This window comes from Acidovorax sp. LjRoot129, from assembly GCF_964253765.1.
Lineage (GTDB): Bacteria > Pseudomonadota > Gammaproteobacteria > Burkholderiales > Burkholderiaceae_C > Acidovorax.
The window spans coordinates 783,303-808,805 of record NZ_CAXUSE020000001.1 but is presented as its reverse complement, the minus strand read 5'-3'; the positions used below and the strand labels follow the sequence as shown (position 1 = coordinate 808,805).

Annotated in this window: 24 protein-coding genes; 6 read left to right on the top strand and 18 right to left on the bottom strand. The window is 65.5% G+C overall.

Annotated features, from left to right (window positions below):
- Nucleotides 1–91 precede the first annotated feature (91 nt).
- The gene (locus ACSQ3Q_RS03800) at nucleotides 92–2,077 is read right to left on the bottom strand and encodes an SDR family oxidoreductase (RefSeq protein WP_436133083.1); all 1,986 of its coding nucleotides are present in this window, start codon (nucleotides 2,075–2,077) and stop codon (nucleotides 92–94) included.
- A 216-nt stretch (nucleotides 2,078–2,293) separates the two neighbouring features.
- On the opposite strand from ACSQ3Q_RS03800, the gene ACSQ3Q_RS03795 reads away from it, so the two are divergent.
- From ACSQ3Q_RS03795 to ACSQ3Q_RS03785, 3 genes are all read left to right on the top strand, one after another.
- Nucleotides 2,294–2,890 (top strand): phasin family protein, encoded by a 597-nt coding sequence (locus tag ACSQ3Q_RS03795; RefSeq protein WP_436133082.1) that lies wholly within the window; start codon nucleotides 2,294–2,296, stop codon nucleotides 2,888–2,890.
- 252 nt (nucleotides 2,891–3,142) lie between these two features.
- A complete protein-coding gene (locus ACSQ3Q_RS03790) occupies nucleotides 3,143–3,808 on the top strand; it encodes a TetR/AcrR family transcriptional regulator (protein WP_436133081.1) in 666 nt (221 codons plus the stop codon).
- Between the two features lie 73 nt (nucleotides 3,809–3,881).
- On the top strand, nucleotides 3,882–4,658 hold the full coding sequence (locus ACSQ3Q_RS03785; protein WP_436133080.1) for a tetratricopeptide repeat protein: 777 nt from the start codon (nucleotides 3,882–3,884) through the stop codon (nucleotides 4,656–4,658).
- 302 nt (nucleotides 4,659–4,960) lie between these two features.
- On the opposite strand, the gene ACSQ3Q_RS03780 is transcribed toward ACSQ3Q_RS03785, so the two are convergent.
- On the bottom strand, nucleotides 4,961–5,728 hold the full coding sequence (locus ACSQ3Q_RS03780; protein WP_436133079.1) for a type III pantothenate kinase: 768 nt from the start codon (nucleotides 5,726–5,728) through the stop codon (nucleotides 4,961–4,963).
- A 214-nt stretch (nucleotides 5,729–5,942) separates the two neighbouring features.
- Here ACSQ3Q_RS03780 and lysM point away from each other — a divergent pair, with 214 nt between their 5' ends.
- Complete coding sequence (lysM, locus tag ACSQ3Q_RS03775) at nucleotides 5,943–6,431, top strand: peptidoglycan-binding protein LysM (RefSeq protein WP_436133078.1); 489 nt, start codon at nucleotides 5,943–5,945, stop codon at nucleotides 6,429–6,431.
- 255 nt (nucleotides 6,432–6,686) lie between these two features.
- Here lysM and ACSQ3Q_RS03770 read toward each other — a convergent pair whose 3' ends face one another.
- From ACSQ3Q_RS03770 to ACSQ3Q_RS03740, 7 genes are all read right to left on the bottom strand, one after another.
- Nucleotides 6,687–7,106 carry a rhodanese-like domain-containing protein gene (locus tag ACSQ3Q_RS03770; RefSeq protein WP_436133077.1) on the bottom strand — a complete coding sequence of 140 codons (420 nt, stop codon included), beginning with the start codon at nucleotides 7,104–7,106 and terminating at the stop codon, nucleotides 6,687–6,689.
- A 106-nt stretch (nucleotides 7,107–7,212) separates the two neighbouring features.
- Complete coding sequence (locus tag ACSQ3Q_RS03765) at nucleotides 7,213–8,226, bottom strand: M48 family metallopeptidase (RefSeq protein ID WP_436133076.1); 1,014 nt, start codon at nucleotides 8,224–8,226, stop codon at nucleotides 7,213–7,215.
- Nucleotides 8,227–8,235: 9 nt separating this feature from the next.
- Nucleotides 8,236–9,057 (bottom strand): lysophospholipid acyltransferase family protein, encoded by an 822-nt coding sequence (locus tag ACSQ3Q_RS03760; protein WP_436133075.1) that lies wholly within the window; start codon nucleotides 9,055–9,057, stop codon nucleotides 8,236–8,238.
- Between the two features lie 55 nt (nucleotides 9,058–9,112).
- Nucleotides 9,113–9,742 carry a D-glycero-beta-D-manno-heptose 1,7-bisphosphate 7-phosphatase gene (gene gmhB / locus ACSQ3Q_RS03755; protein ID WP_436133074.1) on the bottom strand — a complete coding sequence of 210 codons (630 nt, stop codon included), beginning with the start codon at nucleotides 9,740–9,742 and terminating at the stop codon, nucleotides 9,113–9,115.
- A gap of 52 nt (nucleotides 9,743–9,794) precedes the next feature.
- The gene (gene glyS, locus ACSQ3Q_RS03750) at nucleotides 9,795–11,936 is read right to left on the bottom strand and encodes a glycine--tRNA ligase subunit beta (protein ID WP_436133073.1); all 2,142 of its coding nucleotides are present in this window, start codon (nucleotides 11,934–11,936) and stop codon (nucleotides 9,795–9,797) included.
- Nucleotides 11,937–11,947: 11 nt separating this feature from the next.
- Entirely contained in the window at nucleotides 11,948–12,853 is a 906-nt protein-coding gene (gene glyQ / locus ACSQ3Q_RS03745) for a glycine--tRNA ligase subunit alpha (protein ID WP_409782608.1), read from the bottom strand.
- Nucleotides 12,854–13,359: 506 nt separating this feature from the next.
- Complete coding sequence (locus ACSQ3Q_RS03740) at nucleotides 13,360–14,430, bottom strand: type II asparaginase (protein ID WP_436133072.1); 1,071 nt, start codon at nucleotides 14,428–14,430, stop codon at nucleotides 13,360–13,362.
- Nucleotides 14,431–14,592: 162 nt separating this feature from the next.
- Between ACSQ3Q_RS03740 and ACSQ3Q_RS03735 the strand changes: the two genes are divergently transcribed.
- The gene (locus tag ACSQ3Q_RS03735; protein ID WP_436133071.1) at nucleotides 14,593–15,516 is read left to right on the top strand and encodes a LysR family transcriptional regulator; all 924 of its coding nucleotides are present in this window, start codon (nucleotides 14,593–14,595) and stop codon (nucleotides 15,514–15,516) included.
- Nucleotides 15,517–15,606: 90 nt separating this feature from the next.
- On the opposite strand, the gene fabB is transcribed toward ACSQ3Q_RS03735, so the two are convergent.
- The 9 genes from fabB to ACSQ3Q_RS03690 all read right to left on the bottom strand — a co-directional run bounded on the left by fabB (nucleotide 15,607) and on the right by ACSQ3Q_RS03690 (nucleotide 24,397).
- Entirely contained in the window at nucleotides 15,607–16,821 is a 1,215-nt protein-coding gene (gene fabB / locus ACSQ3Q_RS03730; protein WP_436133070.1) for a beta-ketoacyl-ACP synthase I, read from the bottom strand.
- Nucleotides 16,818–17,351 carry a 3-hydroxyacyl-[acyl-carrier-protein] dehydratase FabA gene (gene fabA, locus ACSQ3Q_RS03725; RefSeq protein WP_436133069.1) on the bottom strand — a complete coding sequence of 178 codons (534 nt, stop codon included), beginning with the start codon at nucleotides 17,349–17,351 and terminating at the stop codon, nucleotides 16,818–16,820. Before fabA ends, fabB begins: the two co-directional genes overlap by 4 nt.
- A 159-nt stretch (nucleotides 17,352–17,510) precedes the next feature.
- Nucleotides 17,511–19,136 carry an apolipoprotein N-acyltransferase gene (gene lnt / locus ACSQ3Q_RS03720; RefSeq protein ID WP_436133068.1) on the bottom strand — a complete coding sequence of 542 codons (1,626 nt, stop codon included), beginning with the start codon at nucleotides 19,134–19,136 and terminating at the stop codon, nucleotides 17,511–17,513.
- Between the two features lie 4 nt (nucleotides 19,137–19,140).
- Complete coding sequence (locus ACSQ3Q_RS03715; RefSeq protein ID WP_436133067.1) at nucleotides 19,141–20,028, bottom strand: HlyC/CorC family transporter; 888 nt, start codon at nucleotides 20,026–20,028, stop codon at nucleotides 19,141–19,143.
- A 94-nt stretch (nucleotides 20,029–20,122) separates the two neighbouring features.
- Complete coding sequence (locus ACSQ3Q_RS03710; protein WP_436133066.1) at nucleotides 20,123–20,860, bottom strand: N-acetyltransferase family protein; 738 nt, start codon at nucleotides 20,858–20,860, stop codon at nucleotides 20,123–20,125.
- A 235-nt stretch (nucleotides 20,861–21,095) separates the two neighbouring features.
- Nucleotides 21,096–22,100 carry a hypothetical protein gene (locus ACSQ3Q_RS03705; protein ID WP_436133065.1) on the bottom strand — a complete coding sequence of 335 codons (1,005 nt, stop codon included), beginning with the start codon at nucleotides 22,098–22,100 and terminating at the stop codon, nucleotides 21,096–21,098.
- A complete protein-coding gene (locus ACSQ3Q_RS03700) occupies nucleotides 22,100–22,966 on the bottom strand; it encodes a hypothetical protein (RefSeq protein ID WP_436133064.1) in 867 nt (288 codons plus the stop codon). Before ACSQ3Q_RS03700 ends, ACSQ3Q_RS03705 begins: the two co-directional genes overlap by 1 nt.
- Nucleotides 22,963–23,862 (bottom strand): ATP-binding cassette domain-containing protein, encoded by a 900-nt coding sequence (locus tag ACSQ3Q_RS03695; protein WP_436133063.1) that lies wholly within the window; start codon nucleotides 23,860–23,862, stop codon nucleotides 22,963–22,965. The genes ACSQ3Q_RS03700 and ACSQ3Q_RS03695 overlap by 4 nt, the downstream gene beginning before the upstream one ends.
- A gap of 52 nt (nucleotides 23,863–23,914) precedes the next feature.
- On the bottom strand, nucleotides 23,915–24,397 hold the full coding sequence (locus tag ACSQ3Q_RS03690; RefSeq protein ID WP_436133062.1) for an Lrp/AsnC family transcriptional regulator: 483 nt from the start codon (nucleotides 24,395–24,397) through the stop codon (nucleotides 23,915–23,917).
- A gap of 164 nt (nucleotides 24,398–24,561) precedes the next feature.
- On the opposite strand from ACSQ3Q_RS03690, the gene ACSQ3Q_RS03685 reads away from it, so the two are divergent.
- Nucleotides 24,562–25,503, top strand: a complete 942-nt coding sequence (locus ACSQ3Q_RS03685; protein WP_436133061.1) for an esterase/lipase family protein — start codon at nucleotides 24,562–24,564, stop codon at nucleotides 25,501–25,503.

Below are 25,503 nucleotides of genomic sequence, written 5' to 3'. Positions count from 1 at the left end.
CTGAAAATGCCTTGCGGCAAAGCTCGTGATTATCCCACCCGGGTTTCCTGGATGCGTAACAGGCTCTAACAGCAGGGTGCAACGCCGCAGCTCAGAAGTGAATACCACGCATCATCTGCTGCAACGCCACCGCCTCCGCAGACAGCTGTGGCTTGGCACTCTTGTCGCCCTTGGCAGCAGTGGAATCCGGGAACATCCGAAAACTCGTGTTCATCGTGATCTGCGCCACCCGCGGCACCAATGCGTGCAGCAGCTGACCGGTGATGCCCAGGCGCGTGGCGATGCGTACCGGCTTGAAGATGCAGGCCTGGGCGATCATGTCGGCCGCCTCCTCGGGGCTCAGCGTGGGCACGTTGTTGTAGATCTTGGTTGGCGCGATCATCGGCGTGCGCACCAGCGGCATGTTGATGGTGGTGAAGGTGATGCCCTGGTCGGCAAACTCGCTTGATGCGCAGCGTGTCCAGGCATCCAGCGCCGCCTTGCTGGCTACGTAGGCTGAAAAGCGCGGCGCGTTGGTCAGGACGCCGATGGAGCTGATGTTCACCACATGGCCCTTGCGCTTGGCCACCATGCCGGGCAGGAAGCCCATGGTGACGCGCAGGCAGCCGAAGTAGTTGAGCTGCATGGTGCGCTCGTAGTCGTGAAAGCGGTCGTAGCTCGACTCGATCGCACGGCGGATGGAGCGGCCCGCGTTGTTGATGAGAAAGTCCACCCCGCCATGGTTGTCGATGAGCAACTGCACGAACCGGTCGCAATCGGCCATGTCCGCAATATCGGCCGAGTAGGCGATGAAGCTATAGCCCTTGGCCTTGGCTTCCGCGCAGGCCTCGTCCAGCTTGTCCTGGTCACGGCCGCAGATGATGGTGGTGGCGCCTGCCTCGGCAAACTTGTGCGCGGCAGCGAGGCCGATGCCCGATGACCCCCCGGTGATCAGCACCACCTTGCCAGTGACCGTACCCTTGAGCGAACGGTCGATGAAGAGCTCGGGGTCCAGGTTGCGCTCCCAGTAGTCCCACAGGCGCCATGCGTAATCCTTGAGATTCGGGCAGGCCACGCCCGAACCCTTCAGCGCTGCCAGAGTTTCGCGGCAATCGAAGCGCGTGGGGTAGTTCACAAAGGTCAGCATGTCCTCGGGCAAGCCCAAGTCTTTCATCACCGCATTACGCACCCGGCGTACCGGGGCCATGGCCATCAGGCTCTTCTTGACGCTCTTCGGGATGAAGCCCAGCAAAGCCGCGTTGATGAACAGGTTCATCCGCGGCGCATGCGCAGCCCGGCTGAAGATGTCGAGCACGTCCCCCACGCGGTAGCCTACCGGGTCCACCAAGTGGAAGCATTTCTTGGCGATGTCCTTCTGGTGGCTGATGACGTTCAGAGCGTTCACCACAAAATCCACCGGCACGATGTTCACGCGCCCGCCTTCCAGCCCCACGGTGGGCATCCAGGGAGGCAGCAGCTGGCGCAGGCGCTGGATCAGCTTGAAGAAGTAGTACGGACCATCGATCTTGTCCATCTCGCCGGTCGTGCTGTCGCCGACCACCATGGCGGGCCGGTACACGGTCCAGGGCACCTTGCAGTCCTGGCGCACGATCTTCTCGCTCTCGTGCTTGGTCTGGAAGTACGGGTGGTCCAGGCCTTCGGCTTCCTCAAACATGTCTTCGCGGAAAACGCCCTCGTATAGGCCGGCCGCAGCGATGGACGAGACATGATGGAACTGCCCCGCGTCGACGGCCTTGGCCAGGTCCACCGTATTGCGCGTCCCTTCGATGTTCACCGCCACCTGCGTTTCCTCGTCGGCGCCCAGGTCGTACACCGCCGCGAGGTGGTAGAAGTGATCGATCTGGCCTTTGAGCTTCTTGATGTCCTCCGCGGCCACACCCAGCTTCTTGGCGGTGAGGTCGCCGAACACCGGCACGGCGCGGGCGGCAGTCACGCCCCAGAAGCTCCGCAGGTCGGCAACCTTGTCAGCGCTTTCGCGGCGGATCAGGAAATGAACCACCGCCCCCTTGCGCTCCAGCAGCTTCTTGACTAGCCGCTTGCCGATGAACCCCGTTGCCCCCGTCACGAAATACTGCATGGATGACTCCTTTTGTAATGGCTTCATTCTTGCGCAGGGCCTGCAACCGCCGATTCAGCAGAAACCCGCGCCGATGCGGCGCGCGCCCTAGATAGCGCGCTCTACACTTTTAGGAGCCCGCGCCTACACCTGGCGCGCCGTGCCGCGTACAGTCCGGCCATGCGTCAGAGGCAGCCTGCCCTGGCAAACCAAACCCATCTCAATGACGGAGGCCCCATGGTCAAGAAACTGCAAAAACTCAGCGCCGACAACAAAAAGAGCAACGCCCAACTGTCCGGCACCGTGAAGGACTCCGCCCAGCAGATCTGGCTGGCTGGCCTGGGAGCCTTCTCCAAGGCACAGGAAGAAGGCGGCAAGGTGTTCGAAGCCCTGGTCAAGGAAGGCCTCACCATCCAGCGCAAGACCCAGGCCGTGGCCGAAGAAAAGATCTCCGAAGCCACCAGCCGCGTGACCAACATGGCCAGCGACATCGGCTCCAAGGCCCAGGGCCAATGGGACAAGCTCGAAAACATCTTTGAAGACCGCGTGGCCAAGGCCCTGGCCAAGCTGGGCGTACCCTCCGCCCGTGATCTGGAAGCCCTGAGCGCCCGCGTGGACGCATTGTCCAAGGGCACGAAGGCAGCGCCCGCCAAGGCCGCAGCCAAGCCTGCCGCCACGGCCCCTGCAAAGAAGGCCCCCGCCAAGAAGGCCGCTCCTGCGAAGGCAGCCACCAAGCCCACCGCCAAGGCAGCTCCTGTCAAGAAGGCCGCAGCCCGCAAGCCTGCCGCACGCAAAGCAGCGGACGCCGCCTCCAGCGCGTCGTCGGCCAACTGATACCCGCACCCGGATGAGCGGCAGCGCACGCTGCCAGCCTCTCCTCGCGGCCGATGTGCATCTGATGCGCCTCGGCCGCTTTTCTTTGGGCAGGGCCATGCTGCAGCCCGCCGGGCACGTGCCCCATTGCACCTGCGCCGCCGCACCGCGGCGGCGTATTCATGCCGCAGTGCAGCATTCCAGCGTGGGTTAGAGTAGCCCCCAAGAGACACGCAAACAACAACGTCAAACGACGCGAAGGGGCCTGCAGACATGGTGAAGAAAGCGCCACGCCGCACCGCAGAACGTATTCTGGAAGTGACGCTCGAGCTGTTCAACCGGTTTGGCGAGCCCAACGTCTCCACCACTCTGATCTCTGCCGAGCTGCGCATCAGCCCCGGCAATTTGTACTACCACTACCCGGCCAAAGACGAGCTGATCAACGCGCTGTTTGATCGCTACGAGCAGTCGCTGAACGAACTGCTGGCCGCGGCCGACGGCGTGCGCAATGTGGAGGACGCCTGGTTCTTCATGCACACGCTGTTCGAGTTGATCTGGCAGTACCGCTTTTTGTACCGCGACCTCAACGATCTGCTGTCCAAGAACCGGCGCCTGGAGACGCACTTCCAGGCCATCCTCAAGAACAAGACCCGCGCCGTGCGCGCCATGCTCGACGGCATGGGCCGCGCGGATGCGCTGCACATCGACACACGCGAACTGGAGGCCACCGCCACCAGCATGGTGGTTGTGCTCACGTATTGGCTCAGCTTCGAGTACGTGCGCGACCCGCGCCGGGCGCTGGAGCCCGAGAGCGCGCAGGCCGCGCTCCTGCGTGGCGCACACCACGTGCTCAACCTGCTGATGCCGTACCTGGAGACCAGCCAGCGCGCACATTTGCTGGAGCTCGTCGGCGCCTACGCCACCCGGGCGGCCCACTGACGGCGCCACCAGGAGCCCTGCCACCGCGCGCCACCCTCTTCCTCACCAACAAGAACTTCAGGAGACACACACCATGGCCAAGTGGACATCTTTCCCTCACGCTGGTGAATATCCGTTTGATGCCGCCAGCGTCAAGAAGCAATGGGCCCGCCTGCACGCGGGCGACGCCGAGGCCTGCCCCAAGGAGCCGGCGGTGCTCGACGCCTGGGCGCTGTTCCACAGCGGTGATTTCGAGAAGGCCGCCGCCGCCGGGATCGCGGCGGGCAGCGCGGGCACCACGGTGGCCAACAAGGCGACGGCGATCTACGCCAACTATTTGGAGCAAAAAGAAAAGACCCGGCTGGACCTCTTCATGCAGGTCGCGGAACGCGCCGAGGCGCAGGCTGCCGCAGAGCCCGGCAACGCCAACGCCTGGTACTGGCACGCGTACGCCCTGGGCCGCTACAGCCAGGGCATCAGCGTGGCCAAGGCGCTGGCGCAGGGGCTGGGCGGCAAGGTGAAGGAGTCGCTGGAGAAGGCGATTGCGCTGTCGCCCAAACATGCGGACGCTCGCATTGCTCTGGGCGCCTTCCATGCCGAGGTGATCGACAAGGTCGGCTCGCTGATCGGCGGCATGACCTACGGCGCCAAGAAGGACACGGGCCTCAAGCTGTTCCAGGAAGCCCTCAAGCTCAACCCGGGCTCGGCCATCGGCATGATCGAATATGCCAACGCACTGGTCATGCTGGAGGGTGACAAGAAGATGAAGGAAGCCACCCAGCTGTACGAAAAGGCCGCCGCGAGCGAACCAGCCGATGCCATGGAGCGCCTGGACATCGAGATGGCCCGCGCGGAGCTGGAAGAAGAGTAAAGGGCATCCCCTGAGGCGCTTCGCGCCTTCCCCCTTCTCTCTAATCACTGCGTGATTCGGGAAGGGGGCCACCGTCAGCGCACGCCTGCAAAGTGCCGGCTGCGCTGCATGGCGGCCCTTGCGCGGCGGTCGCTGGTGTGGGGCAGCGACAGTTTCGGCAGTCCGTGCCGGAACAAGTGCTCTTTTTGAAAACTTCGCCGTCGAACGATGGGTGTGAATTGCGCCGGCCCCGTGGATGCCTGCGGCAAGATCTCACGCAATTTTCACAAGCCTCTCACGCACAGCACCTGCAGCGGCAGCCCTCAGCCTCCGAACCGCCGCGTGGCGATCTCCAGCAGGCCATCAAAGATCAGGTTGTCCACCAGCTCGAAAGGCCGGGTCATGCTGGGTGCCATCTTCCAGCCCGCGCCGCCGGTCATCAGGCAGGCCGGCTCTTCGCCGCAGTGCTGGATCACGTGCTGCACCATGCGCTCCACGGCGCCAGCAATTGCATAGGTGCCGCCACTTGTGAGCGCATCGCTGGTGTTGGTGGGGAACAGGCGCACCTCGCCGGTGGGCACATGCAGGCCGGCCGTGCCGGACTCCAGCGCCCGCAGCATGATGCCGTGCCCGGGCAGGATCAGCCCGCCCATGAATCGGCCGTCGGCGTCAATGCATTCCACGGTGACGGCCGTGCCCACCATCACCACCACCAGTGGCCGCGCAGGGCCCTGGCGCAGCACATGGTGGCGCGCGCCAACCATCGCCACCCAGCGGTCCGAGCCCAGGCGCGAAGGATGGTCGTAGCCGTTGACGAGGCCCGCCTCTTCGGTGGACGAAACCACCCACGAGGGCTGCACGTCCCACAGTTCCATCTGTTCCTGCACGCGGCGCTTGACCGCGTCACCGGCTACCACGCAGCCGAGCATGCGCTCGGGGTGGCGCAGTGGTGCCCAGCTGCCCTCGGCCAAACGGTCGATGTGGTCCAGAAATTCGGCACCATGGGCCAGCAGCGCAGCCCCGGGACGGGGAGCGTCGTACAACGCCCACTTGAGGCGGGTGTTGCCGACATCGATGGCCAGAAAAGTCATGCGGCGGATTATCCCGAGTTTTGAAACACGTCCTGATTCAGCGGCGACATGGACGGCTCGTGAGCCACGAGCAGCGCGCGACAGGCCTGCATTCCATGCGGCCCACCGGTCAACAATGTCAAAAATCGTTTCACGCTGCTGTCTGACACACTGCCCCCGGGCTTTGCCACTACATTGAACGGTCCCGTTTTTGTTTCACTCCAGGAGGTACCCCATGGGTCTTTTCAGTTTCATCAAGGAAGCCGGCGAAAAACTGTTTGGCGGCAAGGAAGCCCAGGCCGCCACGGCAGCCGCCCCCACGCAGGATGAACTCAACGCCACGGCCGCCAACGCCATCGAGACCTACATCGCGTCGCAGAACCTCGGCGCCAGCAACGTGCAGGTGGCTTTTGACGGCACGGCCGGCAAGGTCACGGTCAAGGGCACGGCCCCCACGCAGTCGGCGAAAGAGAAGGTCACCCTGTGCTGCGGCAACGTGGCCCACGTGACCAGCGTCGAGAACCTGATGGACGTGACCAACCCCGAGCCCGAAGCCCAGTACCACGACGTGGTGCGCGGCGACACGCTCTCGGCCATCGCCAAGAAGTTCTATGGCGACGCCAACAAGTACCCCGCGATCTTCGAGGCCAACAAGCCCATGCTGACCCACCCTGACAAGATCTATCCTGGCCAGAAACTGCGCATTCCTCCGCAGGCCAAGTAAGCTTCGGAAATTCAAACAAAAAGAGCTGCTACCGCTTGATAACAGGGCGGTAGCAGCTCTTTTTCTGATAGCGAATCGCCCAGACGTTCTCACGTCAATGGCAGGGGGTCAGGGCCGTCAGGGCCTTTGCGCAACTGCTGCTGCGAGCGAGATCAACCTTTCATGCCCCGCCCGTGGGCAATGACCGCGCGGGCAAAAAGCGCCGCATGGGCGATGGGCGATGGGCGCCCTCAGCAGGCGCCCAACCCCCGCTCCTCAACTCTGCCGCCAAGGCAGTCCGTGAAAGCGCCAGCCGCCGCGCTTGCCCCGTTGCCCTTCGCCGTCCGCGTCACCCTCGAAGCCCTCAAGAATGTTATAGGCCTTGAAACCCAGCTCGGTGGCGCGGCGCGCAGCGGCGATGGAGCGCACGCCGCTGCGGCACAGCAACACCAGCGTGCCGCCCGCCGGAGCCGCGGCACTCAGTTGGGCATCAAAGTTTGCATTCATGGCCATACCCGGCCACTGCTTCCACGCCACGGCGGCTGCACCCGGCACCTGGCCGACCCAGTCGCGCTCGGCATCGCTGCGCACGTCCACCAGCACCGCCTGGCCGGCCTGCACCCACTGCCAGGCCTGCTGGGGCGTGATATCGCCGGCGTAGCCCTCGGCGGCGTGGGGGGGTTGTTGTGGGGTCATCAGTTCAATCCTTTCATGGCATTCGGCAAAGCGTTTGCATCGACGCTGCCCAGGCGAGCGCAGCAAGCCAGGGGCCGCACGGGCGCGGTAGGCGATTCCGGCGGATTCACCACAAAGGCGCAGGCTCGTCGCGCAAATGGCTGCGCAGTTGCGCGTAGTCCGGCACTACCGTGGCCACGGTGTCCCAGAAGCGCGGGCTGTGGTCCATCACGCGCAGGTGGGCCAGCTCGTGCGCCACCACGTAGTCGATGATGGCTGGGCGGTAGTGCAGCAAGCGCCAGTTCAGGCGGATGGAGCCGTCGGCCTTGGCGCTGCCCCAGCGGGTCTGCGCGCTCGACAGGCGCAGGCTGGCCCAGCGCACGCCCAGCAGCGGCGCAAAGTGGTCAAGCCGCGCGGTGAAGTGGCGGCGCGCATCGCGCATGAGCCAAGCCTGCACCGCATCGCGGATCTGCGCGGGGCTGGCGCTGTGGGGCAGGCCGATGTGCAGGCTCTGCGCGGCAAAGACGGCAGAGCCCTCTTCTCCCGGTGCGGAGGAAGGCACAGGCGATGCGGAGGGCACGGCCGGCATCAGCGCCCCGCCCTTGCCGGCAAACCCATGGCTCGGGTCCAGCACCACCGTGAGCGGCTCGCCCAGGTACGGCAGCACGGCGCCCGCGGCCCAGACGATGCGCCCGCCCTCCATGCGCTGCTGGCGCTCCCGCGCCTCCGACAGCTTGCGCAAAATCCAGTCCGATTTCTCGCGCAGCGCCGCGTCCACGGCCGACAGCGTGACCCAGCTTGGCGCGCGCACCGACAGGCCATCCGCACCTACGGTGAAGCCGATGGTGCGGCGCCGCGCGCGCGTGAGCGCATAACCCACCACGGCGTCGCCCAGCAACACCTCGCGGTTGGCGCCGGGGTGGCGGAATTCGGCAGGGGATAGCAAGGAGCCCAGCGGAACGGCGGGCGCTGCGGATGGCGCGATCTTTTTTGCTACCTCTTCAATAGCATCAACCCCTTGTGTATCAAGCGCCAGGGGGCTTTTTGATTCAATTTTGGGGGCAGGCGGCGGCACGGCCACCACCGCTGGTGCGCTGGGCGGGTCGAACAGGTCGAGCGCCATTTGCACGAGCCGCTGCATCACAGGCGTTTACTTTCCGGGCGTCACCGCATCGGCTGGCGCGGCGGCAGTGGCAGTGGTCGTGGCGGTTGCCGAGGCGTGCGGGGCCACAGCTTTGGGGTACGCCTCGGGGTCCAGGCGGCGCATCTCGGCCTCGATCCAGGCCTCCACCTCGCGCATCAGCTCTTCGGGCTGGCGGCCCGCGCTGGGGATGGGCTTGCCGATGGACACGTCCACCACACCCGGCCGCTTGATGAACGCCTTGCGCGGCCAGACCTTGGCGGACGTCACGGCGATCGGCACCACCGGCGCGCCGGTGTCGATGGCCAGGCGCGTGCCGCCGGTCTTGTAGTTGCCCTTCTGGCCACGGTCGATGCGCGTGCCTTCAGGGAACATGATGATCCACATACCTTTGGCCAGCAGGTTCTTGCCTTGCTGCACCACCTTGTTGAAGGCCTGCGTGCGCTGGTTGCGGTCGATGTGGATCATGTCCAGCCGGCCGATGGACCAGCCAAAGAACGGCACGTGCAGCAGCTCTTTCTTGAACACATAGGCCAGGGGACGCGGCATGATCGCCGGCATCAAGAATGTCTCGTACGTGGACTGGTGCTTGACCAGCAGCACCGCCCCGGCGTTCTCGCCCTGCGGCAGGTTCTCCATGCCCATCACGTTGGCGCGCACACCCAGCATCACCCGGGCACTGCTGATGCACAGCGCCAGCCAAGCCCGCGCAATGCGGTACAGGGGCCGCCCGCGCAGCCCGAACAACGAGCCCAGCATGATCGCCAGCGTATAGGGCACCACGGTGATGCCCATGAAGAGAAGATGCAAGAAGGAGCGGAGAAAAGCCATTTTTGAAGTGTTTTTGGCCGCCAGCGCTTGATCAGCAAGCGCCGGCAGCTATTATTTAGATAGCACCAGACGGTGAAGCCGCTGCAGCTGGCAAAGGCGCAGCGCTGGCGTGGGCGGACGGCGCAGGCACCGGCACGGCAGGCAGCAGCCGGTCTACAAAATCCGTCAGGCTCGCATGCAGCACGGTGCCCGCCGGCAGCCCTTCAGGCACCGCCCCGCGGGGGTCGACCAGCGCCGACTGGCCCGTGCACACCAGGTGCAGTTGCTGGGCCCCGGCCGCAGCGCCCGCCTGGAGGTGCACGGCGCAGCTGCCCACCACGCGCACGTCGTGGCGTTCCACACCGTAGCGGTCGCAGATTTGCTCAAGCAGGCCCGGTGCTGGCTTGCGGCAGGCGCAGTCTTCGTCGGCCGCGTGGGGGCAATAGAACACCGCATCGATGCGCCCGCCCACGGCGGCCAGTTGGCGGTGCATCTTGGCGTGGATGGCGTTGATCGCCAGCACGTCGAACAAGCCCCGGCCCAGTCCCGACTGGTTGGTGGCCACCACCACATGCCAGCCCGCGTGGTTGAGCCGCGCAATGGCTTCGAGCGCGCCTGGCACGGCAGTCCACTCGTCGGCGGTGGTGATGAAATCCTCCCCCATCGGATTGAGGGTGCCGTCGCGGTCGAGGATGGCGAGTTTCATGGGGTTTGATTACCTTGTGAGAATCGCCAGCCTATCAGCTTGGGCCATCCGGTCAAACCGCCAGACGGGAAAGGTCCGCGACGCGGTTCATCGCGTCGTGCAGGCTCTTGAGCAGGCCCTGGCGGTTCAAGCGCAGGTCCATCTGCTCGGCATTGACCATCACGTCGTCGAAAAACGCGTCCACCGGCGCGCGCAGCACGGCCAGGGTCTGCAGGCTCGCGGTGTAGTCGCCCGCGTCGAACTGGGCATTGGCCTCGGGCACAAAGCGCTGCAGCGCGGCGTAGAGGTCCTGCTCGGCCTTTTCCTGCAGCAGGTCGGGGTTGACGTGCGGGTCCACAGCGCCTTCGACCTCGGCCTTCTTCAGGATGTTGCCCACGCGCTTGTTGGCCGCGGCCAGGGCCGGGCTTTCGGGCAGTGCGGCAAAGGCGCGCACTGCGGCCAGTTGCTTTTCGACCAGGGCCAGACGCTGCGGGCGCAGGGCCATGACGGCGTCGACCTCCTGGGCGCGGTAGCCCTGCTCGCGCAGGCTGCCGGCGAGGCGGTCGTAGATGAAGTCGGCGAGCGGCGCCGATGCGTCGGTGATCTTGTCGCCAAAGGCGGGCACGGCACCGGCCAGCAGGTCGTTGAGCTGCAGTGGCAGGTCCTTTTCGACCAGCATGCGGATCACGCCCAGCGCATGGCGGCGCAGCGCGAACGGGTCGCGGTCGCCCGTGGGCAGGTTGCCGATGCCGAACATGCCCACCAGGGTTTCCAGCTTGTCGGCCAGCGCCACCACCACGCCGGCGGTGTTGCGCGGAAGCGTGTCGCCGGCAAAACGGGGCTTGTAGTGGTCTTCGATGGCGTGCGCCACCGTTTCGCCCAGGCCGTCGTTCAGGGCGTAGTAGCCGCCCATGATGCCCTGCAGCTCAGGGAACTCGCCCACCATGTCGGTCACGAGGTCGGTCTTGGCCAGTTGAGCGGCTTTGTCGGCATCAGCGACCAGAGCAGCATCGCCCAATTGCATGGCAATGGCTTTGGCTATTGACCTAACGCGCTCCACGCGTTCGCCCTGCGTGCCCAGCTTGTTGTGATAGACCACCTTGCCGAGGCCTTCAACGCGCGAAGCCAGAGTTTTCTTGCGGTCCTGGTCGAAGAAGAACTTCGCGTCGGCCAGGCGCGGGCGCACCACGCGCTCGTTGCCGCCCGTCACGAAGCTCGTGTCTTCGGGGCTGATGTTGCTGACCACCAGGAACTTGTTGGTGAGCTTGCCCGAGGCGTCCAGCAGCGGAAAGTACTTCTGGTTGGCCTTCATCGTGAGGATGAGGCACTCCTGCGGCACGTCGAGGAATTCGGTCTCGAACGAGCAGGTGACCACGTTGGGCCGTTCGACCAGCGCGGTCACTTCGTCCAGCAGCGCCTCGTCTTCGATGGGGCGCGCGCCGTTGCCCACCTGGGCGGCAGCAGCGGCCAGCTGGCGGACGATCTCGGCCTTGCGCTCGGCAAAGGACGCGATCACGGCGCCGTCCTTCTTGAGCGTGGCGGCATAACTGTCGGCGTCTGCCAGCACCACGGGCGACGCGGCGGCTTCAAAACGGTGGCCTTGCGTGCTGTTGCCCGCCGACAGGCCCAGCGCCTTCACCGGCACCACGGTGCTGCCATGCAGCGCGACCAGGCCGTGCGCGGGGCGCACGAAGTTCACGCTGGTCCAGCCGGGCAGCTCGCAGTCGGTCTCGAGCTGGTAGCTCATGACCTTGGGGATGGGCAGCTTGGCAAGCGCTTCGAGCAAGGCCTTTTGCAGGCCTTCCTGCAGCGTGGCGCCGGGCACCACGCTGTCGTAGAACAGGGCCTCGGCCTTGCCATCCTGCGCGCGCTTGAGCGCCGCCACGGCGGCTGCCGGGTCGGACACATCGGCTCCCAGGGCCTGGAGCTTTTTCAACAGTGCCGGGCTGGCATTGCCGCTGGCGTCGAGCCCCACGGTCACGGGCATGAGCTTTTGCTGCACTGCCTTGTCGGCCGCCTTGTCGGCCACGGCGGTCACATGCGCAGCCAGGCGGCGGGGCGAAGCGAACGGTGTGACCACGGACGCGGCGGATGCCAGGCCCAGGGCCTTGAGTTGGTCGCCCAGCACGGTGGCAAAGGCATCGCCCAGCTTCTGCAGCACCTTGGGCGGCAGCTCTTCGACAAACAGTTCAACGAGGAGGTTTTGGGTTGTCATCGTCATTTCTCTCACGCAGCCTTCTTCGTCATCTGTTCCACCCACTCGCGCGGTGCCATGGGGAAGCCCAAGCGCTCACGGCTCTCGTAGTAGCTTTGCGCCACGGCGCGGGCCAGGTTGCGGATGCGGCCGATGTACGCGGCGCGCTCGGTCACGCTGATAGCACCACGTGCGTCCAGCAGGTTGAAGCTGTGCGCGCCTTTGAGCACCTGCTCGTAGGCCGGCAGCGCCAGCTGCTGCTCCATCAGGTACTTGGCCTGCTTTTCGTGCGCATTGAAGGCGGTGAACAGGAAGTCCGCGTCGCTGTGCTCAAAGTTGTAGGTGGACTGCTCCACCTCGTTTTGCTTGTACACATCGCCATAGCTCAGCGTATCGGTCCACTTCAGGTTGTAGACGTTGTCCACGCCCTGCAGGTACATGGCCAGGCGCTCCAGGCCGTAGGTGATCTCGCCCGTGGCGGGCTTGCAGTCGATGCCGCCGACCTGCTGGAAGTAGGTGAACTGCGTCACCTCCATGCCGTTGAGCCAGACCTCCCAGCCCAGGCCCCAGGCGCCGAGCGTGGGGTTCTCCCAGTCGTCTTCCACAAAGCGGATGTCGTTTTTCTTGAGGTCAAAGCCCAGGGCTTCGAGCGAACCCAGGTACAGCTCCAGGATGTTGGCCGGCGCGGGCTTCAAGACCACCTGGTACTGGTAGTAGTGCTGCAGGCGGTTCGGGTTCTCGCCATAGCGGCCGTCCTTGGGGCGGCGGCTGGGCTGCACGTACGCGGCCTTCCAGGGCTCAGGGCCGATAGCGCGCAGGAAAGTAGCGGTGTGCGATGTGCCGGCGCCCACTTCCATGTCGTAAGGCTGCAAAAGGGCGCAGCCCTGCGCGTCCCAGTAGGACTGCAGCTTCAAAATGATTTGCTGGAATGTCAACATGGCGTCTGTGGCACTGGCAAGCCAGGGCAGGCAAGTAGGAAGAGAAAGGGATGGGGCGTCGACAGAGGCCAGTCCGCGCCGCCAATAGCAGCTGGGGCGGGCATTGCACGCGCAAACCAGTGATTTTACGGCGCAGCGGCAGGCGGCCCGTGTAAACAGCACCAGGTCCAGCCACAGCTGCGAAAGGGGCGCCAGTGTTGCGCCCGGTTCGGAGCATTCGGACCGCCGCGCCATGAAAAAAGGCCAGAGCCCTTTTGGAGCCCCAGCCTTCCCAACCAGCCACGCGGCCAGTAAGCCATTGCGTGCCAGTGACCACCTTTGCGGGCAGCCCGTCGGCGCACAAGTTGTGCGCCAAAGTCTCGTTTCAAATAGTCGCTGCGTGATTCACCGCCTATGGCGCATCCAGAGGGAATGCCTTCAAGCCAGCGCACCCGTGGATCTGGCTCTGCCAGTCCACCGGGTGCGTCCCCCCTCTGGGGGGAAGGCGCGCAGCGCCTCAGGGGGGATCAGTACTCCCAGAAGATGCGCTGCAGTTCCTTGCTGTCATTGGTCTTGGTGAGGGCCACCATGGCCAGGATGCGGGCCTTCTGTGGGCGCAGGTCGTGGGCCACGACCCAGTCGTACTTGTCGTCGGGCTGCTCGGCATTGCGCAGCACAAAACCGTCCGGCACGCGGGCCGAGCGGATGATCTGCACACCCTGGCCGCGCAGGGCCTTGAGTGAATCGACCGCCTGGGCGGCCACCGAACCGTTGCCGGTGCCGGCGTGGATCAGCGCTTTCACGCCCGCCTTGCCGTAGGCCTCGATGCCCGTGGTGTTCATGTTGCCGTAGCTGTACACGATGTCCACGGCAGGCAGTGCCTTGATATCGTCGATGTTGAACTCCGAACCCGTGGTGTGGCGCTTGACGGGCGCGCGGAACCAGTAGTTCTTGCCTTCCACCACCATGCCCAGCGGGCCCCACTGGCTCTTGAAGGCCTCGGTCTTGATGTTGATGGTCTTGCTGACGTCACGGCCGCTCTGGATTTCGTCGTTCATGGTGACGAGCACGCCCTTGCCGGCTGCATCCTTGCTGGCCGCCACGCTCACGGCGTCGTACAGGTTCAGCGCGCCGTCGGCCGACAGGGCCGTGCCGGGGCGCATGGAGCCCACAACCACGATGGGCTTCATGGTGCGCACCACCAGGTTCAGGAAGTACGCGGTTTCTTCCAGCGTGTCGGTGCCGTGGGTGACCACGATTCCGTCCACATCGGCCTGCTTGGACAAAGCGGAGACACGCTGGCCAAGGCGGAGCAGGTGCTCGTTGGTGAAACTCTCGGACGCGATCTGGAACACCTGTTCGCCAGACACCTTGGCGACGCTGGCCAGTTCGGGCAAGCCGGCCAGGAGCTTGTCGACCGGCACCTTGGCTGCGGCATAGGTGGCGCTGTTGGCGGCCGAGGCGCCAGCGCCAGCAATCGTGCCGCCCGTGGCCAACACGACCACATGGGGCTTGGCGGCCTGGGCCATGGCCACGGCAGAGGCTGCCGACAGCAGCAGGCCGGCCAGCCAGCGATTGGCGGGTTGGGAAATACGCATGATGAAAGTCTCCTGAACTGTGTTGTGTGTCCGCGGTGCCTCAGCGGACGCCGCGCCGCTTTCTAGCGGTGGCGCATCCTATGGGAGATCACCGCACACTGATGCGGAATAATCAGCGCTCCCCTGTGAATTTGAGTCACACCCCACAACAAGGACTTGGGTATGAACCTGCGGCAGCTGGAGGTTTTTCAGGCGGTGCTTCAAACCGGCAACATGAGCGCGGCGGCGCGGCTGCTGTGCATCACGCCCTCCGCCATCAGCAAGGCAGTGGCGCACACCGAGTTGCAGCTGGGCTACCGCCTCTTTCTGCGCACCCCCGCGGGCCTCACCCCGACACCGGAGGCCCAGGTGCTGGCTACCGAGTCATCGGGCATTCACCGCCAGCTCGATGCCCTGCGGCGCACCGCGCGCAACCTGGCGGCCAGCGACACGGGCGATGTGCGGCTGGCTGCGATCCCTGCCGTGAGCCACGAGTTTCTGCCGCTGCTGCTGCAGCAGCATGCGGTGCGCTATCCGCAGGTGGGCGTGGAGGTGCGCACCATCCACCAGGACCAGATGACGCAGGCGCTGCTCACACGCAGCGTGGACTTCTGCCTGGGGTTCTACAAGCACCCGCACCCGCAGATCCGCAGCGACCTGCTGGTGAGCGGGCGCATGTACCTGGCGGTAGCGCAGACGGTGTGGATGCGCGCGCCACGCGCCACCTCGCGCAGCGCGCGGCTGGCCCAGGTGCCGGTGATCCGGCTGGTGGGCGACGACCCGATGCGGCAGTCGATTGACGAGATCGCGCAGCGCCTGGGCACACCTGTGGGGCCGGGCATCCAGGTGCAGACCTCCCGCCTGGCGCTGGAACTGGTGCGCCTGGGCATGGGCTGGACGGTGGTGGACTTTTTGACCGCCACGCGGCTCGACCCCGCCACCATGGTGACGCTGGAGCTGCACGAGTTGCCGCCGATTTCGCTGTACAGCTACCACGCGCGTTCATCGCCGCCGGGCCTTCAGGCCACGCGCATGCTGTCCATGCTGCCCGAAGCGCTGCACGGCGCCCTGTCGCCCGCAGCGGCGGCCAAGGCGCAGAGGCGCTGACCGTCGCGCGTTGCTTAGCCCCAAAAACAAAACAGCCCGCCGAGTCCGAAGACGGGCAGGCTGGTGTGGCGCGGCGACCGGGCCGCAGCGTCAGTCGGCCCAGCGGCGCAGCACCAGGCTGGCGTTGGTGCCGCCAAAGCCGAAGCTGTTGGACAGCACCGTGGTCAGGTCTGCATCGCGCGTTTGCGTGACCAGGGGCATGGAGCCCAGCGCAGGGTCGGGCGTGTCCACGTTGGCCGAGCCGGCAATGAAACCCTTGTTCAGCATGATCATGCAGTAGATCGCCTCTTGCACACCGGTGGCGCCCAGCGAGTGGCCGGTGAGCGACTTGGTGGACGAGAACGGCGGCACCTTGTCGCCGAACAGCGCCTGCATGGCGCGCACTTCCTGCATGTCGCCCACGGGCGTGGAGGTGCCATGGGTGTTGATGTAGTCGATGGGGACATCAAGGCCCTCCATCGCCTGCTTCATGCAGGCAATGGCGCCGTCGCCCGACGGGGCCACCATGTCTTCGCCATCGCTGGTGGCGCCAAAGCCCACCACTTCGGCCAGGATGGTGGCGCCGCGTGCCTGGGCGTGTTCCAGGCTCTCCAGCACGACCGCGCCGCCGCCGCCGGCAATCACGAAACCGTCACGGTTGGCGTCGTAGGCGCGCGAGGCTTTCTCGGGCGTGTCGTTGTACTTGCTGGACATGGCGCCCATGCCGTCGAACAGCAGCGACATGCCCCAGGACAGCTCTTCGCCGCCGCCTGCGAACATCACGTCCTGCATGCCCCAGGCGATCTGCTGCGCGGCCGCGCCGATGCAGTGCGCCGACGTGGAGCAGGCAGACGTGATGGAGTAGTTGATGCCCTTGACCTTGAAATTGGTCGCCAGGCACGCGGACACGGTGGAGCTCATGCAGCGCGTGACCTGGTAGGGCCCCACGCGGCGGATGCCCTTTTCGCGCAGCGTGTCGGCCGCCTCGATCTGGTTGTTGGGCGAGCCGCCGCCCGAGCCCATGATGAGGCCGGTGCGCGGGTGGCTGACCTGCTCTGGCGTGAGGCCGGCCTGGGCAATCGCGTCTTCCAGGGCGATCTGCGCGTACGCCGCGGCATCGCCCATGAAGCGCAGCTGCTTGCGGTCGATGCGCGACTCGATGTCGATCTCGGGTGCGCCGCCCACCTGGCTGCGCAGGCCCAGTTCCTTGAACTTTTCAACGGCCTTGATGCCGCTCTTGCTGGCGCGCAGCGAGGCCTCCACCGTGGCCAGGTCGTTGCCAATGCACGAGACGATGCCCGCGCCGGTGATGACTACCCGCTTCATGCTGCTGCTCCTTGTGCCCCCGGAGCCTGTTCCTCGCGCTTGAACAAGCCCACGCGCAGGTCATTGGCCACGTAGATTTCCTGGCCGTCGGCCAAAAGGCGTGCATCGCCAATCGCCATGACCAGCTTGCGCTTGATCACGCGCTTGATGTCGATTTCGTAGGTCACGAGTTTCACGTTGGGTCCCACTTCGCCGGTGAACTTGACTTCACCAGCCCCCAGGGCGCGGCCCTTGCCCGGCAGGCGCAGCCAGGTCAGGTAAAAACCGATGAGCTGCCACATGGCATCCAGCCCCAGGCAACCGGGCATGACCGGGTCGCCCTGGAAGTGGCAGGCAAAAAACCAGAGATCAGGGCGCACATCGAGCTCGGCGCGGATCTTTCCCAGCCCGTGCTCGCCACCATCGCTGTCGATGTGCGTGATGCGGTCGAACATCAGCATGGGCGGGAGCGGCAGGCGGCCGCTATCGGCGCCAAACAGCCGGCCTTCGCCCGAGGCGATCAGTTGTTCGTAGGAAAAGGAATCAGCCATCTTCAGTCGTGCTCCAGAACGGCGGTTGGCCCGCCTCAAATCATCGTTGTATGCAAACACAAGCCCCCGCTTGTAGGGCTCCATTATCAAGGCACCGGCCGGCGTGCTGCGTTTTGGCCCAGTGGGGTCCCAGGGCTCCTTGTTGCGCAATGGCGCGGATCAAACACCGCGCACCGCATGCAGCCGCCGGGCCACCATGGCAAAAATCAGCACCGCCGCCCCGAAGCCCCACAGCGGCCACAGCCCCCAGCGCGACACCCACCAGGCAAACGGGGTGATCGCCCACCCCTGGGCCGCATTGAGCCCGCGACCGTGCACCTCGCCCCGCAGCACGCCGCGCGTGTGGCGCTCAAGCGCATGGGTGACCACCCCGCGGTGGTCGATGATGGCCGTGGCCCCGGTGTTGGTGGCACGCACCATCGGGCGTTCAAATTCGAGCGACCGCATGCGGCTGATGTGCAGGTGCTGGTCGATGGCGACCGTGTTGCCGAACCAGCCGATGTTGCTGAAGTTCACAAACACGGTGGGGGCCTGCGCCGGGTCGATGAAGCGCGCGCCCAGTTCCTCGCCAAACAAATCTTCGTAACAGATGTTGGGCGCAATGCGCTGCCCTGCCCAGGCAAACGATGGCTGGCCCACCGCGCCGCGGTTGAAGTCGCCCAACGGGATGTTCATCATCGCGGTGAACCATTTGAAAAAGGGCGGGATGAACTCGCCAAACGGCACCAGGTGGTGCTTGTCGTAGCGGTAGGCGCTGCTGCCGGGCGCCGCCGCGCCGCCCATGCCCAGCACCGAGTTGGTGTAGCCAATGGCCTCGTCGCCCATTGGAATGCCCACGAGCGCAGCCTGGGAGCCCTGCGCGTAGCGCTGCTGGATGTCCTCGAGGTAGCCCGGCAAAAGCTGCTGGGGGAGCAACGGAATCGCCGTTTCTGGCGCGACCACGAGGTCGGCCTGGGCGGCTTGCAGCTGCTCGGCATACCACTTGAGCGCCAGGGGCACGCCGCTGCCACTCAGGAATTTCTCGTCTTGCGGAATATTGCCCTGGAGCAGCTCCAGGCTCAGGGGTTTGGCGGCACGCTGGGCGGGCGTATGGCAGAGGTTTACCGCGCAGAAGCGATCGGCGGCAGCGGTGGCCAGCACCGCGGCGGCCATCAACGGCACCACCCAGGTGCGCCAACGGGCCAGATCGGCGCCGCGCCACTGCACGGCATACATCGCCAGCATTGCCGCCACGGCCCCGACGCCGTACACGCCGATGTAGCGCGCGAGTGCCGCCAGGGGTCCGTCCACGTGGGCGTAGCCGCCAGCCCCCCAGGGAAAGCCCGTCCACAAGGTTCCGCGCGCCAGCTCGGCCAGCAGCCACACCGCTCCGAAAAATATAGCACTCAGCGCACGACTGGTAAGCGCTAGGCGGCAAAAAATGCCCAAAACCAGCGCGTAGTAGCTACCGAGGAATGCCGCCAGCCCCAGCACCGCGGCCACGGTCAGCGGGGCGGCGAGGCCGCCGTAGGTGTGCATCGAAATGAACAGCCACCAGAAGGTGCCCGCCAGCCAGGCCGTGGCAAACACGCTTCCGACCAGCGCGCCCCGCCGCCAGGTGATGGCCTGCATCGGGGTGGGCCGGACCAGCCAAGCGAGCACGGCCATCGACAGGAGTTGCAGCCACCACAGCGGCTTTCCGCTCCAGGGCCACGCCAGGGATGCCGCCTGGGCCAGGCCCGCGGCCACCGCGAGCAGCACCTGCGGGACCAGCGGCAGTCCCGCGGGTGCACGAACGCGCGCCATCAAATCAATCGCCGTCGTGGGCAGGCTCTGCGGCCGGCGACACCTTGAACCAGCGCACCGCCCCGCCCTTGGTGTGCAGCACCACAAAGTCCAGGCCGCCCAGTTGGTACTGCTCACCCCGCTTGGGCACATGGCCCATCTCGTGCGCGATCAAGCCGCCGATGGTGTCGAAGTGCTCGCCCGGGTCGCTGGGCTGGATGAGCACGTTGAACGCCTCGCACACGCGTTCGATGGAGGTGTCTCCGCTCACACGGTAGGTGCGGTCGGCCAGGCCAAAGATGTCGCCGTCGTCCTCGGGGATGTCGAACTCGTCCTCGATCTCGCCCACGATCTGCTCGAGCACGTCCTCGATGGTGACGATGCCCGCCACGCGACCGAATTCATCGATCACGATGGCCAGGTGGTTGCGGTTGCCGCGGAACTCGCGCAGCAGGTCATTGAGGCCCTTGCTCTCGGGCACGAACACCGCCGGCCGCAGCAGCGCGCGGATGTTCAGCTCCGGCGCCCGCTGCAGCTTGAGCAGGTCCTTCGCCATCAGGATGCCGATGATGTTTTCGCGCTCGCCCTGGTACACCGGAAAGCGCGAGTGCGCGGTGTTGATCACAAGGTGCAGCAGCTCATCGAACGGCGCGTCGATGTTGACGAGGTCCATCCGCGGTGCCGCCACCATCACGTCCCGCGCGGTCATGTCGGCCATGCGGATCACGCGTTCCAGCATCACGCGCGAGTCGGCCCCAATGACTTCGTTGTCTTCGGCCTCGGCCAGGGTCTCGATGAGTTCTTCCCGCGAGTCGGGCCCGGGGTGGATGAACTCGACCACTTTCTGCAGGAAGGTGCGCTTGTCTTCCCTCTCGGGCGGGCGCCCGGGGTGCGCGGGGTGCGGGTCAGACACTGTCTTGACGTGCGGTAGTGGATCAGTCCCCTAGGATAGCGGATTGTTGTGACGGCCCGCGCGAGCCGTACGCAACGTTGCCAGCCAGCAGCTTTTATTCAGCCGACTGGTGGCGTGCGTCCTGCACGCCGCTGCGCACTTCCTGCACGTTGGCCAGAAAGTCCCAGAACTGCTTGGCCTGCTTCTTGATCTGGTAGTCCACTTCGGCAAACTGTTGCTCGACCATCTCGGCCATGCGGGTGTCGAAGCTGGCGCGCGGGATCTGCAGGTAGGCCTCGGACTCCGAACCATCGCGGCGTACTGTGGCGCCGGCGTTGCGTGCAATTTTGAGCATGGCGGTGTTCTCGGACAGTGCATGGATGAAGACCATGTTCACTCCCTCATTGCGCGCATGCATTATGGCGCGCTCGAACAGCCGCGCGCCAAACCCGCGGCCCCGGGCCTGCTTGAGTACGGACACGCCAAATTCTGCGCAGTCCTTGTGCTCCGGGTGTTCCGAGAAAGCCAGATGCGCCATCGCGATGAGTTCGAGGCGCCGGTTGTAGATGCCGAAAATTTCGTCGCGGTTGAAATCGAGCTGCTCGGCATAGCGGCGGATTTGCTCGTCGTTGGCGGCGTAGCCAAACCGCAGGTAGCGGTCCGCGGGCTCAAGCTGCAGCAAATGCTGGGTGATGCGCTCGCGGTACGAGGGGCCCAGGGCGCGGATTGGAACCATCACGGGCACCTCCTGCTTGACGCGGCGTTCAGCCGCAGATGGGGCACCCGTCACCGGACGCAGCATGTCCCTGCCTGCGTACCAGGATGCCTTGAGCCAGTCTTTCGTTGCGAACATGGATCGAATATAAGGGTTTCCCCTCATTATTTCCATACCTTTTGTTGCGATGCAGCAAAATAGTGGGGCAACTCCAAACCCTGCGCAATCACACTTCAACGCTTTCTGTGCCAGCGCCAGCAGCTATGAAATCAATAGCAAACCGCCACAGCACATCATGCCGCGCCGTCCCCGAGGCGACCCGCGCCCTTCCCTGGAGCGCGCGGGAATACTGACCGCCGTAGCGCGCGGGTACTCACTCGGAAGCTGACGGGTGGCCCGGCTGCGAGCGCTCTGCCACGCGGACCAGGTCCAGCGGCACAGACGGCACCGGATCGCGCCCGGCGGCTGGCGGTGCAGCGCAGTCGCCCCGCGCCACCACCGGCTCTTGCGCCGCACCTACTACCCCACCGCCAGTGCCGCCGCGCCACAGCCTGAGCACGGCCGCCCGGTCGACCAACAGCCCGACGCTGTCGCCCAGCTGCAAGTCCAGCTGCCGCAGGCGCCGCGTTTCGTTGAGCTTGACGTTGCCCACACCGGCCACGACGCGCACGGACTGCATGTTCTTGGCATTGACCTCCAGCACAGCGTCCCGCCCTGGGTGCGTCTTCTCGTCGCACGCGCTGCTGTCATCCGGAGCCGCTGCAGCCCCGGTGTCAGCACAGCGCTGGCACTGCGTCGATTGCAGGTCCAGATGCGCCGCCAGTCCGCGGACCTCGACCGTACGGCCCGAGACGTGCAGTTGCTCCACTGGCTCCAGCACCTCCACCAGCGCGTGCGACAGCACCAGGTGCTGAAAGCGCGCGGGCAGCACGATCTCACCAAGCCACTGGTCCCGAAGGTCGTCGGACCCTGCGTTTGGCGAAGGCTCGCGTGGCAACCAGCGCAGCACCAACGTGTCGCCTTCGCGCACCGCCACCAGCGGCGGCTCTGAGCCCGACGCCGGCGCGGCCGCGCGGGCGCCCTTTCGCCGCCCCTCGCGGCGCCGGTGCAGGCTCAGCGTGACGTCGCTCGTGCTTTGGAGCACAACCCGTGTCGTGGACACGTAGCCCCGCGCGTCGCCAGGGTCGCCTTCAATGCGCAGCCGCGTCACGCCTTGCAGTTGTGCCGCAGGGACGGTGTATTGGCGCCTGTCGTCCTTGGCCTTGAAGCGGTCCATCCCGCTGATGGCCAGCAGCGCCCAAAAAATGACGAGCACTCCGGCAAAGAGCCATGGACCCAGCTTGCGCGGCGCACCCGCACGGGAGCGAAGCCGCGCCATCACGTCAGCTCCTTTTCGCGCAGGTGCTGGTAGGTTTGCCACCACAGCAGCACCGGCAGCACCACCCACAAGCAGGCATTCAAGACGTTGACCGAGGTCCCGGCCGACCCCGCCCCAGCCATCCACCAAGCAAAAAACACCTCGTGCCGGGAGTCCGCCAGCGCTGCGATCAAAGCGGTCACGACGGACAGCGCCACGCCCAGCACCAGCGTCTTGAGCATGGCTGCCCCGCGAAAGTAGAGCGAGCCCGTTACAGCCACCGCCTGCAGGGCCCAGGCGGCAATGAAGAAGCCCCATTGCTGCGCAATGGTCAGCAAGGAATCCCGAACCGGCTGGCGCAGCAGCGGGACGAACAGGCCATAGTCCTGGGTGCTGACGGACGAAGAATCCAGCCGCATCGCACGCAGTGCCATCGCCATGCCCTGGGCAGGCCACGAGATGGCCAGGAACAGCAACGTGTAGCACAGCGGGTACGCCACCACCACCACGGCCACGCACAACAACCACTTTTCAAGCACCGAGGCCGGCCGCATCAACGCCAGCAACGCGGATTCGCGCCGCGACATGCCGTCGAAGTACCGCCCGGCAAACACGAACCCGGTGAGGTACAGACCCCAGAAATAGAGGGCCGATTGCCCGCTTGTGGTGAACACGTCCCCGTTTGACAGGGCCAGGACGAACACCAGCAGCACGCAGTACAGGATGCCTGTCACCAGCAGGTGGCCAAGGTACTGCCGCCTGTGCTCGGCCCAGTGGGCACGGGTCAGCAGAGTGAAGCGGCGCAACGAGAACGCCGCGGAGCCTGCGTCTGCGCCGGTACCTGCGCTCACCGAGGGTGTGGATGTGTGTGGGGGGATGACGCTCATGCGGCCTCCGTGGCCGAGGGGGCCAGCTGCAGCGGTGCCAGCGCCTGCAGCATCTGGTCGCGGTTCAGGCTCAGCGCCTTGTACAAAAGCTCCAGTTGCACTGAGCTGCCTGTCGGAGCAGATGCCGACGGCGCGGTGGCACGCAGCGCCACAAAGGCCAGCTGAGGGCCGATGCGCTCCTGGTACAGCAGCGCGCCACCTCCCTGTGCACGAGCCGCCTCCTCGTCGTGCGCCACGCCCATGTGCAGCAGGCGCGCCAGGTCCTCCATGCGCGCCGATAGCGCCAGCCGCCCCTGGTCGATGAACCAGATGTGGCTCAGGATGCTTTCCAGGTCGTGCGCCTGGTGGGTGCTGATGAGCACGGCGCGGTGCGCGTGTTCGGGGCGCTGCATCAGCTTGCGAAACTGCGCGCGCCCCACGATGTCGAGGCCGTTGGTGGGCTCGTCCATCAGCAGCAGCGGCGTGCCGGTGGCCAGCGCAAAGGCAATCGCTGCCTTCTTCTTCTGGCCCAGGCTCATGGACTCGAAGCGTTCCTTCACCGGCACCTCGAGCTCGGCCAGATACTCGCCGAACAAGTCGGGAGAAAAGCGCTGATAGAACACGCCCTGCGTGGCCGCGAGCTGCGTGCAGGTGAGGTTGGGCAGGTGGAACTCTTCCGGCACGATGTAGATGGACGCCAGCAGGTCGGCTACGCGTGCCCGGGGGTTGCGCCCCAGCACCTGCAGTTGTCCGGCCCAGGGCGTGAGCAGGCCGCAGATCAGCTTGAGCAGCGTGGACTTGCCACTACCGTTGCGCCCGAAAAGACCGTAGATGCCGGGCTGCTCCACGCGGGCGGCAAAGCCGTCATACAGCACATGCCGGCCATAGCCGAACTGCAGGTTATCGATAGCGATCATGAACAATCCGTAACACCCCGGGGCCGAGGGCGCGCGGATTGTCACACACGGTTTATACCGGCACTGCCGTCGTCGCCTTCACCCGATCCAGCACAAAACTGGTCTTGCAGTCCTGCACGCTGGGGTGCTTGAGCAGCGTGTCCATGATGAACCGGCTGTAGTGCGCCATGTCGGCCACCACCACACGCAGCAGGTAGTCCATCTCACCGGTCAGTGATGCGCACTCCACCACCTCGGGCCACGTCTGCACGCTCGCGCGGAACAGATCCATGGGGTTGCGCTTGTGGCTCTCGGTGTGTTTTTCGAGCCGCACATTGAGATACGCCGTAAGCCCGAGCCCCACAGCTTCGGGCGGGACAAGCGCGACGTAACGGTCGATCACGCCGCTCTCTTCCAGCCGCTTGACGCGGCGCAGCACCGCGCTGGGCGACAGGCCCACCTGCTCTCCGATGACGTCGTACGTCTCACGGCCGTTTTCTTGCAGACGGCGCAGGATGGCCCTGTCCAGCTTGTCGAGTGCGCTTAAACCTTGCATAGCGCAAGATTTTATGAAGTTTTAGGCTTTTGCGCTTCCCAGATTGCAGGCTGGGGTATGTCCCGATAGTGACTCAGATTGAAGAAAAGAAGAATAAACGCTGCAAAAACGAACGACCGTTCTTTTTTGCAAGCATAAAAAATCACACTAACGGAGACAACTGCATGACCGGATTCCTCAGCCGCTTTTTGCGGCGATTTGTTCTGGCCGCAACGGCCGCCTTGTTGCTCGTCGGCGCCAGCGCGCAGGCCCAGACGGGCACGACCCAGACCCGCTACCCCATCGTGCTCGTGCACGGACTTTTCGGCTTTGACTCGGCCCTGGGCGTCGACTACTTCTACGGCATCCCCGACGCGCTGCGCCAGGGCGGCGCCAAGGTCTACGTGGCACAGGTCTCGGCCGCCAACAGCACCGAGGTGCGGGGCGAGCAGCTGCTGGCGCAGGTCAACACGATCCTCGCCATGACGGGCGCGGCCAAGGTGAACCTGGTGGGCCATTCGCACGGCGGGCCTACCGCGCGCTACGTGGCGGGCGTGGCACCGGGCAAGATCGCCTCGGTGACTTCGGTCGGCGGCGTCAATCGTGGATCGCGGGTGGCCGACATTATGCGTGGCGTGGCACCCGCCGGGTCGGTGTCTGAAACCATCGCCAGCGGGGCGGCATCGGCGCTGGTCGCGCTGATCAACCTGACCTCCGGGGGCTCCGGCCTGCCGCAGATGCCCACCGCAGCGCTGGACTCGCTCACCACCGCCGGCTCCGCCGCCTTCAACCGCCGCTTTCCACAAGGCGTGCCCACGTCTGGCTGCGGCAACGGCGCAGAACTCGTCAACGGCGTGCGCTACTACTCCTGGACAGGGACCAAGACCCTGACCAATGTGCTCGATGCCAGCGACGCACTGCTGGGCGTGCTGGGCTTGGTCTTCGGTGAGGCCAACGATGGCCTGGTGTCCGCCTGCTCCTCGCGCCTGGGCACACACCTGGGCGACTACCGCCAGAACCACCTTGATGAAGTGAATCAGCTGGTGGGGTTGCGCGACTGGTTCTCGACCGACCCGGTCACGCTGTACCGCCAGCACGCCGCCCGCCTCAAGGCGCAGGGCCTGTAA